The following is a 10,806-nucleotide window of genomic DNA, read 5'->3' as shown; positions in this document are numbered from 1 at the left end:
CGGCTCCACCTGTCCTTTGTCCCGGATGAGCTCTATAAAATCCTGCCCTATGTGGTCACAGTGGTGGTGCTGATCCTTACCTCCCTGCGCAACAACCGGGAAAAGCAGCCGCCCAACTCTCTGGGACTGGCATACTTCCGGGAGGACCGGTAACGCTTATGTTCCCGGGTGGTGGAGAGCTGCTTTTCCCGGAGGGACCCGCCGCAGGCGGGACGCGCCTTTGGCGCGCAGGCCGGGGGAATTCAATTTCCCCGGCCGCAAATGGAAAGGGGGTCCCCGCGGGGCTTGCCCCGTGGGAGGCAAAAGCAGCCGCCCAACTCTCTGGGACTGGCATACTTCCGGGAGGACCGGTAACAAACAGCGGCGGACGGCATTTGCCGTCCGCCGCTGAGCTTTATAGCGGAAGAATTGCCTGTTCTCCAGTGATGGGTTTGCAGGCGGGGTGGCAGCGGCCTTCCGCCCGGGCGTACTGGCAGAACTCCGCCGGGGCGGTGTGGGCGTCGGTACACAAAAAGGCGCAGCCCGGACAGGCGGCGGCCAGCTCCTCCAGCACCTGCCGCCCCACCGGCCGGCGGCGGTAGCCTCCGTTGGAGATGATGTACCGCTCCGCCTGGGGCAGGGCGGGGGAGAGGTGAGACTCGGTGCCGTGGTGGGGAAGCTGGACCACCTGGTAGCGGGGATGGAGTCTGCCCTCCGCCGCCAGGTATTCCAGCACCGCCGGGGGTACGTCCCCAGGCAGAAGCACCTTGTCCTTCCACTGGAGGACAAGGCCGCAGGCGTTGAGGGTGTCCGCCAGCAGGCGGTACTGCTGCCGGGCGAAGCGGGCCAGGGGCTGGAGCGCGTGGGGATAGGGGGGGTGAAGGCTCTGCTCCTGGTCCCCCCACACCTCCTTTCGCAGCCGGTCGGCCGCCGCTCTGGCCCGGGCCAGGGCCTCCAGCGCCGCCAGACGCCCGGCCTCCGCCAGCGCTCCCCCATTCAGAAGGAGCAGATAGCGCTCCAGCGCCTCGCTCAGCGCCCTTTGCCCCTCCTCCAGCGGCCCCTCCCCCTGGGGAAGGGCGGAGAAGGCCCGGGCCATCCGGACCTCGGCCTGATCCGCCCGCGCTTCGCCGCCGCATACCGGCAGGGCGTTCAGGGCTGGCTCCACCTGAGGCCACAGCACCTCCAGCCGCTGCCCGTCCAGGGAAATGGTGTCCCCCGCCTGAAGCATCTGCCGGCTGCCCGCCTCCCGCTCCAGCACAGGCAGCAGCTCCAGCAGACCCAGGGCCAGCTGGTGGGCCAGGGTACGGGGCGGCGCGGTGAGGTACAGCCGGGCAAAGGGGGCGGCCAGCACCGCCCGCCCGCCTAAAATCACCCAGGGCAGATAGGCCGCCGCCATCGGCGGATTGCCGCGGAACAGAGGCGGGGTGTCCCGCCCCAGCTCCAGAAAGCCCCGGTAGTGGTCGGTATGGAGGTGGGAGATCAGAATGTGGGTGGGCAGCAGGTCGCCCACCTGGGGGGCAATGGCGGCATAGGCAAAGGCTCGGGCGGACAGACTGCCGTCGGCGGCCTGATTGCGGCCGCCGCAGTCCACAATCAGCCGGCTCCGCCGCCCCTCCAGCACTGTGCAGTTCCCGAACCGCATCCGCTTGATCTGTAACTTCAAGGGGATCCCTCCCTCCGCTGCCATCAGCATAACACAGCGGCAAAAAAACGGCAAGAGCCGGACGCCTGCTCCTGACGTCCGGCCCTTGCCGAAGGAAAGAGGATACAATGAAATGAAAAGAAACTGTCTCTTGCAAGTATTAGGATACCGGAGAATTGTTAACGAAGAAACGGAGATGTGTTACAGAAGTTTTAAATTCCAAACTTTTTCTGTAAACTTCCTGTAAGGCGGGGCGGATATGGAAACAGGCAGCGGTGCGCTCCGCTGCCTGTTCCTATGATTGGAGGATAGAATGAAAAGAAGCTTCGTCTCTTGCAAGTATTATGGTAACAAGGGTTTGTTACAAAAGCTAGGGGAGTTTTGTTACAAAACCATTAAATCACCGCAGCCCCTCAAAAAATTTCTGAAGCAGCCCGGCGCAGGCCCCCTCCAGCACCCCGCCGTACACCCGGGGCCTGTGGTTGAACCGCTCCTCAAACAGGTTGAGCACCGACCCGCAGCATCCGGCCTTGTCGTCCCTGGCCCCGTAGCACACCACCGGGATGCGGGCGTTGACAATGGCCCCGGCGCACATGGGGCATGGCTCCAGAGTGACGTACAGGGTGCAGCCGGTGAGCCGCCAGCCCCCCAGGGTGCGGCAGGCCATGGCAATGGCCTCAATCTCCGCGTGGCCCAGGGCGGTGCGGCAGCTCTCCCGCCGGTTGCGGCCCCGTCCTACCACCACCCCGTCCTTTACAATGATGCAGCCCACCGGCACCTCCCCCTGGGCCATGGCCGCCCGGGCCAGCTCCAGGGCCTGGGCCATGTACGCCTCCCGCTCCGTCATGGCAGCGCCTCCTCCCGATTCCTGTCTATCTTGTTATAGCATATTTTGATGGGGTGTGCTATAATCTTTTTTTAAGTATGGCTAACTTTTCGTTTGCGCAGGTGATGGTTGTGGTAGAGATTTTTCTCATCGCGGTGAGCCTGGCGCTGGACGCCTTTGCTGTGTCGGTGTCCAGCGGCATCGCCATCCCGGGCTTCGGCTGGCGGCAGGCGGGGAAGCTGGGCCTGTGGTTCGGCGCCTTCCAGTTTGCCATGCCCCTGGCGGGCTGGCTGCTGGGCAGCAGCGTCAGCCGGTACATTGAGGCGGTGGACCACTGGGTGGCCTTCGGCCTGCTGGCTCTGATCGGGGGCCGGATGGCCTGGGGCGCACTGAGGGGCGGGGAGGAGGCGGCGGCGTCCGCCGACCTGTCTCCCCGGCGGCTGTGCCTGCTGGCCATTGCTACCAGCATTGACGCCCTGGCGGTGGGGGTATCCATGGCCTTTATGAAGGTGGATGTGCTGTGCTCCGCCGCCATTATCGGCGTGGTGGCCTTTGTCCTGTCGGTGGTGGGAGGCCTGGCGGGCCGGCGGCTGGGCGCCCTGTTTCAGAAGCGGGCGGAGCTGGTGGGCGGCCTAGTGCTCATCGGCATCGGCGTAAAAATTCTGGCGGAACACACCCTGGGGGGCTGACCATGGGAATTTGGAAACGGCTGAACCTGGATATGGACACCCACCGGCTGGTGGCCCTGGTGGGGGCGGGGGGCAAGACCTCCACCCTCTACGCCCTGGCCCGGGAGGGGGTGGCGGCGGGCCGGCGGGTGGTGATCACCACCACCACCCACATGATGCCTCATCCCAACCTCCCCCTTACCGACGCTGTGGAGGCGCTGCCCGCCCTGCTGGAACAGCATCCGGCGGTGACCCTGGGCCAGTTCCTCCGGCCGGACAAGCTGTCCCAGGCGGGGCGGCCGGAGGAGTGCCTGCGGTGGGCGGATTTGGTTCTGGTGGAGGCTGACGGCGCCCGGCTGCGGCCCCTGAAGGCCCCGGCGGACCATGAACCGGTGATTCCCTCCGGCGCCTCCGGGGTGGTGGCCCTGGCGGGCTTGGACTGTCTGGGCAAACCGGTGGGGGAGATCTGCCACCGGCCGGAGCGGGTGTGCGCCCTTTTGGGGGTGGGGGAGGAGCACCTTCTCACCCCGGCGGACGTGGCGGCGGTGCTGTCCAGCCCCTGGGGAGGGCGGAAGGACGTGACGGACGGGATGGCCTTCCGCTGCCTGCTGAACAAGGCGGACACCCCGGAGCGGGCGGCCTGGGGCCGGGAAATCCAGGCGGATTTGGCCCGCCGGGGGATTTTCAGCGCGGTGAACCACTATACAGAAAAGGAGCGGGGCGGCATATGCTTGTTTTGATCAAAGGGGCGGGGGATCTGGCCACCGGCACGGCGGTGCGGCTGTACCGGGCGGGCTTTCCGGTGGTGATGACCGACATTGCCCAGCCCACGGCGGTGCGGCGGACGGTGGCCTTCTGCCAGTGCATATACGACGGGGTGACGGAGGTGGAGGGCATCACCGCCCGGCGGGCCGCCGATGAGACGGAGGCGCAGACCATCCTGGCGGCGGGCGAGATCCCCGTGCTGGCCGACCCGGAGGCCCGGATTTTGAAGCAGCTGCCCTTTGATGCGGTGGTGGACGCCATTCTGGCCAAGCGCAACCTGGGTACGGCCATCACCGACGCCCCCGTTGTACTGGCCCTGGGTCCCGGCTTCACCGCCGGGGCGGACTGCCACGGGGTCATTGAAACCCAGCGGGGCCACGACCTGGGACGGCTGATCCTGGCGGGACCAGCCGCCCCCAATACCGGCGTGCCGGGGAACGTGGGGGGATACACCAGAGAGCGGCTCATCCGCGCCCCCGCCGACGGACCCTTTGAGCCGGTGGCTGCCATCGGCCAGCAGGTGGCGCTGGGGGAGGTAGTGGCCCGAGTCAACGGAGTTCCCGCCGCCGCCCAGCTCACCGGCATTGTCCGGGGGATGCTCCCCGCCGGAATTTGGGTGACCGAGGGCATGAAGGCGGGGGATATCGACCCCCGGTGCGCGGTCCACAACTGTTTTACCGTCTCCGACAAGGCCCGGGCCATCGGCGGCGGAGTGCTGGAGGGACTGCTGTATTTCGGAAGGAGGGCGGGAGTGTGGAACGGCTGATTTTATGCGGCGGGGGCCACGTGTCCCTGGAGCTGGCCCACATCGCCCAGCGGCTGGAGTTTGAGCTGGTTGTGGTGGATGACCGGGCGGAGTTTGCCAACACCCGGCGCTTTCCCATGGCCAGCCAGGTGCTGTGCCAGCCCTTTTTGCAGGCCCTGGACAGCCTGGGCAGCCGGGCGGACGACTACTACGCCATCCTCACCCGGGGCCACGCCTTTGACAAGGAGTGTCTGGAGCACATCCTCCGGGGCAGGTACGCCTACGTGGGCATGATCGGCAGCAGGAACAAGGTGGCCGCCGTCCGCCAGGCCCTGGAGGCGGAGGGGATTTCCCGGGAAATTCTGGACGGGATATACGCCCCCATCGGCCTGAAATTGGGGGGGCAGACCCCGGCGGAGATCGCCGTGTCCATCGCCGCCCAGCTGGTGGCCGAGCGGGCCAGGCTGGGTCCCGACGCCGCAAGGCCCCCGGAGGGACCGGGGGTGCTGTGTACCATTGTGGAGAAGCACGGCTCCGCCCCCCGGGGAGTGGGAACCTGGATGCTGGTGCGGCCCGACGGCAGCTGTGTCGGCACCATCGGCGGCGGGGCGGTGGAGTACCAGGCCAGGCTGGATGCCCTGTCCCTGTGGCAGGCGGGAGTGGCCGGGAGCCAGCGGGAGTACGACCTGTCCCACGCCGCGGCGGAGCTGGGCATGGTGTGCGGCGGCCGGGTGAAGGTGGATTTCCAGCTGCGGAAACAGTAACACGGAGGGCCTGAGGCTGTGGAAAAGTGGTTCCGCCACTTTTTCCACAGCCTCAAAAAATTCCGCCGGATTCCGGCGGAATTTTTTGTCCGGGGCGAAACAAACGGGCCTGCTCCAGGGTGTAATAGACAGAGAGAGGAGGGAGGACCATGGCCTATACCAGGCAGGAGCTGGAGGAGCTGGTGGGCCGCCACGCCCCGGCGGTGTACCGCTTGGCCTACGCCCGGACAGGCAGCCGGGAGGATGCGGAGGACGTGATGCAGGAGACCTTTCTTCGCCTGCTCCGCCGGGCTCCGGAGCTGAACGGAGAGGAACACCTGCGCGCCTGGCTCCTCCGCGCGGCGGCCAACTGCGCTAACAGCCTGCACCGACGCCCCTGGCGGTATGAGCTGCCTCTAGAGGAGGAGATTGCCCAGACCCCTCCGCCGGAGCACGGCGAGGTTTTGACGGCGGTGATGGCCCTGCCGGAGAAGTACCGGATTCCAGTGTGTCTCCACTACTGTGAGGGGTACACCACGGCGGAGGTAGCGGCCATTCTGGGGAAGAAGGAGGCCACCGTCCGCACCTGGCTTTTCCGGGCTAGGGGACTGCTGCGGGATATGCTGACTGAGGAGGGAACCTATGAGCATTAATGAAACAGACATCCGTCGGGCGCTGGAGGCTGTGGGTCCTACTCGGACCCAACTGGACCGCTTGACCGATGCGCTGGAGGTGGCCCAGGCTGCCGCAGCCTTCCGCCGTCCAGGCCGCCGTCGGGTCCTGGCGGCCCTGGCGCTGTGCGTTGCCCTGGCGATGACGGCGGTGGCGGTGGGACCCGGCCTCCGCGCTGTTCTAGCGGAGCACCTGGGACCCTTCAGGGCCTGGCTGACCCCCCTCACCGGCAGCAGCACCAGTGCCGGGGTGGCACTGGAGGTAATTGGGGTGCTGTCCGACGGGACGACTGCCCGGTTTTACTTCACCGCCCACGACAGAGTAGGGGGACGCCTGGATGAACACACTGCTGTAAATTTTGACCTGGAAGGGGCCGGAAGCTGGGGCGGAACGGCGGTGGCTTTTGACAGAGAGACCGAAACCCTGCTGCTGGAACTGGAGGTTATGGACCTGGCGGGGGAGACGCTTACCCTGTCCGGCGGCAGGCTGACACCCAACAGTTATCAGGTCTCTTTGGAGCCAAATTTGACGGACGACCTGGAAAACGTACGGACGTATGGGGAACTGCCGGGGTTTTCCACCAGCATGGGCTTCGACGGGGAAGACAACTTTCACCTGCGGGTAAAGCTGGACCAGGGATATGGCATGTCCGCCCGCTCCACCGCCTTCGTAACGTTCTCCGACGGTACCACCTGGGTCAACGAGGCTGAGCAGGTGTCTCACCTGTCCGACGGACAGAACCTGCGGCTGGAGGCAATTACCCAAGAAAATTGGGATCAGGTGGAAAAAATTTGGCTGGTCACCAGCTATACCGGCCCCCTGGAATCTATTGAGGGGAATTGGACCCTTACCCTGGACAGCGCAGCCGCCGAAACCCGGAGCACCGGACCGGAGTTTGTACTGAACCGCCCTGGTATCACCGTAACCCGGGTGCAGATTTCTCCCCTGGGGGCGGTGGTTGTCTATACAGGGAGGACGGGTGTCCTCACCGCCGGAGACCTACAGGCGGAAACATCAGCAGGGGAAGTCCCCGCCTGGGGGGAATTTTCCGGCTGGAACCGGGGCGAAGTGGGGACAGCCCTCTGGCGCTTTGAAACTCCGGTGGAGCCGGAAAGCATCGCCTCGGTCACCCTTCTGGGTGAGACCTTCCCCCTGACATAGCGGAACCCCCGGGCGGCACTTGGCCGCCCGGGGGTTGTTCAGGTCAGATCCTCCGGCTTATCCACATCAAACAGCTCGTTTTGGCGAGCCGCCTCCACCAAAACCAGCCGGTCCCGGTGGTGGGCAATCACCGCCCCGCCCCCCACGTCCCCCGTGAGGGCGGCCAGCTCTCCGAACAAATCCCGGGGGAATACCGCCGGATTGCCCCGCTGGCCTTTCCAGGCCAGGGCGCAGATGGCGGTTTTTGATTCCTGAAAAGAATTTACCAGCGTTATAATACTTTTTGTAGTCAGATGCGGCTGGTCGCACACGGCAAACAGCGCCCCGTCCAGGTCCTCCATGGCGGCCAGGCCCAGCCGGACGGAGGCGGAAATTCCCTCCGCCGCCTGTTCGTTGCGCAGAGGGAGGAAGCCCAGAGCCGCCCCAGCCGCCAGAATCTCGGGGTAGGGGGAGCACACCGCCAGCCGGTGCAACCCCGCCCCCGCCAGGGCAGCCATGGCCCGGCGGTAGAGAGGGAGGCCCTCCACCTGGGCCAGCAGCTTGTTGGCGCCGAACCGCCTGCCCTGGCCGGAGGCCAGCAGCACTCCGCCGACCTTCAACGCCAGAACTGGGCGGGTCCCCGCTGGACATACCGGCCCAGCCCCTCGGCAATGACCTTGCCCCCCTCCACGGCCACCTGGCCGCTGAGAAGCACCGTGTCGGTACGGCCCGCCATCTCCAGCCCCTCATAGGGGGTGTAATCCACCCGCTGATATTGCTGGTCAGCGCGAATACTCCAGGTATAATCCGGGTCGAAAATCACAATATCGCCGTCCGCGCCCACCTGCAAGGCCCCCTTCTGGGGGAAGATGCCGAAGAGCTGGGCGGGGTGCTGGGCCAGGGCCAGCATCATCTGATGGGGGGTGATGCGGCCGGACTTGACCCCGTAGGTGTACATCAGGGCGGGCCGGTGCTCGGTGCCGGGGATGCCGCCGGGGATGGCGGAGAAGTCATCCTTCCCCAGCTCCTTGGTGGGATGGAAATGGAAGGAGCAGTGGTCGGTGCCGATGGTGTCGATCTCTCCGTTCTCCAGGGCGCCCCACAGAGCGTCCACATCGGACTGAGGCCGCAGGGGGGGTGCGCAGACGTATTTGGCCCCCTCAAAGCCAGGGAGCTGATACTTCTCCTCGGTCATGGTAAAGTACTGGGGGCAGGACTCCAGGTACACCTTCTGGCCCCTGGCCCTGGCCCGCCGGGCGGCCTCCAGCCCCCGCCGGGTGGACAGATGGACCACATTCACCGGATAACCCGCCTGCTCGGCCAGGGCCAGCCAGCGGGTGACCGCCTCCGCCTCCATGACGGCGGTGTGGGACAGGGGATGGCTGGCGGGGGTCAGCTGGCCGGCCGCCTTCAGCTCGGCAATGGCGGCGTCAATCAGGTCGCCGTTTTCACAGTGGCAGCCCACGATGCCTCCCTCTTTGCCCACCGCCTTGATGACCTCATAGGCCACCCGGTCGGGTACGCGGATGTTGGCGTAGGCCAGGTAGACCTTGTAGGAGGTGACTCCCTGCTCGGTCATCCGGGGGATCTCCTCCAGAATCCGGCTGTCCCAGTCCTTGATGGTCATGTGGAAGCCGTAGTGACAGCTGGCGTGACCCTCCGCCCGGCTGTGCCACTCCTCCAGGGCGGACTGGAGGGAGGCGCCCCGCTGGGTCTCGGCAAAGTCCAGCACGCAGGTGGTACCGCCGGCCAGGGCGGCCCGGGTGCCGCTCTCCCAGTTGTCGGCGGTCTCCCGGATGGTGCCTTTGTTCATCTCAAAGTGGGTGTGGGTGTCGATAAAGCCGGGAAAGACCAGCTTCCCGGTGGCGTCAATCACCTGACTGTCCCCCACGGGAAGGGAGGGACCCAGCTCCGCAATGGTCTCGCCGTCCACCCGCAGGTCGGCCCGTACCGGCCCCTCCGGGCAGATCAAAGTGCCGTTTTGAATGAGAATGGACATCATAACCCCTCTTTTCGCCTAAAATTGGACCAGAATTGCAGGGACTGCCAGCTTGATGGCGCCCACCGCCATGGTCATAAAGAAGAGCAGCAGCAGGGCCTTGCCCCGGCTTTCAAAGGTATCCTCCCACCGGTCCAGCATCCGGGTGAAATTGGCCACCCGCTGCTGAGCGCCGATGAGGTCGGCGATGCTTTTGATGAGAGAGAACACGGTATAGGCCATCCACAGGGGCAGCCCGGCAATGGCGATGGTCCCCATGCCGGTGGTGGAGATGTAGAAGATGATGGTGGTGACAAAGCTGGCCAGAGTAAAGAGCATGTAGAACCAGACGCCCACCTTGGCGGCACGTACGTTCATAGATCACTGATTCCTTTCCCTTGGTGTAATATGATGTTCCGCGAAGGCGGCCAGCAGAGCGTCCATATCCGGGGAGACCACCATGGGTTCCCCGGCGGCCTTGATGCCATTCTGCACGTCCTTCAGGCCGTTGCCGGTGACGATGCTCACCACCGTGCTCTCCGGGGAGATCAGGCCCAGCTCCAGGGCCTTTTTCACTCCGGCGGTGCCGGTGACTCCCGCCGGTTCCCCAAACACCCCCTGGGTGCGGCCCAGCAGGCGCATGGCCTCCAGAATCTCTTGGTCGGATACATTCACCGCCACGCCGTTGGATTCCCGGATGGCGGCCAAAGCCTTGTCCGGGTTCCGGGGGACGCCCACGGCGATGGAGTCGGCCAGGGTGTTCTCCTCCATGGGGTGCCACGGTTTCCCCGTCTGGATGGCCCGGTTCAGGGGACAGCACCCCTCCGCCTGGACGGCGATGAGCCGGGGCAGCTTGTCAATAAACCCGGCACCGTGCAGATCCTTCAGACCCTTCCAGGCTCCGGCGATGGTGCAGCCGTCCCCCACCGACAGGGCGATGAAGTCGGGTACCTGCCAGCCCAGCTGCTCCAGAATCTCCAAAGTCACCGTTTTCTTTCCCTCGGACAGATAGGGGTTGATGGCGGCGTTGCGGTTGTACCAGCCCCAGCGGTGGATGGCGGCCTTGGACAGCTCAAAGGTGTCCTCATAGGACCCGTCCACGCTGATGACGGTGGCCCCGAAAATGCGCAGCTGGGCCACCTTGCCCTTGGGCGCCCGGCTGGGGACGAAGATGTAGGTCTCAAACCCCGCCGCCGCCGCGTTCCCCGCCAGGGAGGAGGCGGCGTTGCCGGTGGAGGAGCAGGCGATGGTGTCCGCCCCCGCCTCCCAGGCCTTGGCCACCGCCATGGCGGAGGCCCGGTCCTTCAAAGAGGCGGTGGGGTTGAGCCCGTCATCCTTGATGTACAGGGTTTTCAGCCCCAGCACCTCCGCCAGCCGGTGGGCCTGGTACAGGGGGGACCAGCCCACCCGCAGGGGCGGGAGGGGCGTGGTCTCCTCCACCGGCAGGAAGGGCCGGTAGCGCCACATGGACCAATCCCGGTTTTTCTCCAGCTCCCGGGGGGAGAAGTCCCGGCGGATGGCGGCGTAGTCGTACTGAATGTCCAGAATGCCCCCGCAGGTGCAGGTGGTGAGATCGGGGACGGCGGGATAGTCCTTCCCGCATCTGACGCACTTGGCGCCCAGGACGTATTTCATGGAGAGACCTCCT

The 10,806-nt window shown here is 65.7% G+C and carries 12 protein-coding genes and 1 pseudogene; 7 read left to right on the top strand and 6 right to left on the bottom strand.

The features are described 5' to 3' along the window. Positions 1-153: pseudogene (locus Q0J74_RS02780) on the top strand (ABC transporter permease); the annotation flags it as partial. 241 nt (positions 154-394) lie between these two features. Here Q0J74_RS02780 and Q0J74_RS02775 read toward each other — a convergent pair. Further along, entirely contained in the window at positions 395-1,642 is a 1,248-nt protein-coding gene (locus Q0J74_RS02775) for an MBL fold metallo-hydrolase (protein WP_297210263.1), read from the bottom strand. Positions 1,643-2,021: 379 nt separating this feature from the next. Next, positions 2,022-2,468 (bottom strand): nucleoside deaminase, encoded by a 447-nt coding sequence (locus Q0J74_RS02770; RefSeq protein ID WP_297210260.1) that lies wholly within the window; start codon positions 2,466-2,468, stop codon positions 2,022-2,024. 104 nt (positions 2,469-2,572) lie between these two features. On the opposite strand from Q0J74_RS02770, the gene Q0J74_RS02765 reads away from it, so the two are divergent. The 6 genes from Q0J74_RS02765 (at position 2,573) to Q0J74_RS02740 (ending at position 7,201) form a co-directional block, all read left to right on the top strand. Continuing rightward, positions 2,573-3,136 (top strand): manganese efflux pump MntP, encoded by a 564-nt coding sequence (locus Q0J74_RS02765; RefSeq protein ID WP_297210257.1) that lies wholly within the window; start codon positions 2,573-2,575, stop codon positions 3,134-3,136. A 2-nt stretch (positions 3,137-3,138) separates the two neighbouring features. Further along, positions 3,139-3,855 (top strand): selenium cofactor biosynthesis protein YqeC, encoded by a 717-nt coding sequence (gene yqeC / locus Q0J74_RS02760; protein ID WP_297210254.1) that lies wholly within the window; start codon positions 3,139-3,141, stop codon positions 3,853-3,855. Continuing rightward, positions 3,843-4,646, top strand: coding sequence for a selenium-dependent molybdenum cofactor biosynthesis protein YqeB (gene yqeB / locus Q0J74_RS02755; protein ID WP_297210251.1), 804 nt, complete (start codon positions 3,843-3,845; stop codon positions 4,644-4,646). Before yqeC ends, yqeB begins: the two co-directional genes overlap by 13 nt. Then, positions 4,634-5,389 (top strand): XdhC family protein, encoded by a 756-nt coding sequence (locus Q0J74_RS02750; RefSeq protein WP_297210248.1) that lies wholly within the window; start codon positions 4,634-4,636, stop codon positions 5,387-5,389. The genes yqeB and Q0J74_RS02750 overlap by 13 nt, the downstream gene beginning before the upstream one ends. 149 nt (positions 5,390-5,538) lie before the next feature. Next, a complete protein-coding gene (locus Q0J74_RS02745; RefSeq protein WP_297210246.1) occupies positions 5,539-6,021 on the top strand; it encodes an RNA polymerase sigma factor in 483 nt (160 codons plus the stop codon). Next, positions 6,011-7,201, top strand: coding sequence for a hypothetical protein (locus tag Q0J74_RS02740; protein ID WP_297210243.1), 1,191 nt, complete (start codon positions 6,011-6,013; stop codon positions 7,199-7,201). The genes Q0J74_RS02745 and Q0J74_RS02740 overlap by 11 nt, the downstream gene beginning before the upstream one ends. Positions 7,202-7,239: 38 nt before the next feature. Here the strand turns inward: Q0J74_RS02740 and Q0J74_RS02735 are convergent, their stop codons facing one another. The 4 genes from Q0J74_RS02735 to Q0J74_RS02720 are packed head-to-tail and all read right to left on the bottom strand — an operon-like array spanning position 7,240 to position 10,793. Continuing rightward, on the bottom strand, positions 7,240-7,785 hold the full coding sequence (locus tag Q0J74_RS02735) for a nucleotidyltransferase family protein (RefSeq protein WP_297210241.1): 546 nt from the start codon (positions 7,783-7,785) through the stop codon (positions 7,240-7,242). An 11-nt stretch (positions 7,786-7,796) separates the two neighbouring features. Beyond that, a complete protein-coding gene (gene hydA / locus Q0J74_RS02730; RefSeq protein ID WP_297210239.1) occupies positions 7,797-9,179 on the bottom strand; it encodes a dihydropyrimidinase in 1,383 nt (460 codons plus the stop codon). An 18-nt stretch (positions 9,180-9,197) separates the two neighbouring features. Then, entirely contained in the window at positions 9,198-9,536 is a 339-nt protein-coding gene (locus tag Q0J74_RS02725; RefSeq protein WP_297210237.1) for a hypothetical protein, read from the bottom strand. Positions 9,537-9,539: 3 nt separating this feature from the next. Next, entirely contained in the window at positions 9,540-10,793 is a 1,254-nt protein-coding gene (locus Q0J74_RS02720; protein ID WP_297210234.1) for a threonine synthase, read from the bottom strand. Positions 10,794-10,806 lie beyond the last annotated feature (13 nt).

This window comes from uncultured Flavonifractor sp., from assembly GCF_944387675.1.
GTDB lineage: Bacteria > Bacillota > Clostridia > Oscillospirales > Oscillospiraceae > Flavonifractor.
Note: the sequence above shows the minus strand (reverse complement) of the source record. Positions and strands in the feature narration are given on the sequence as shown.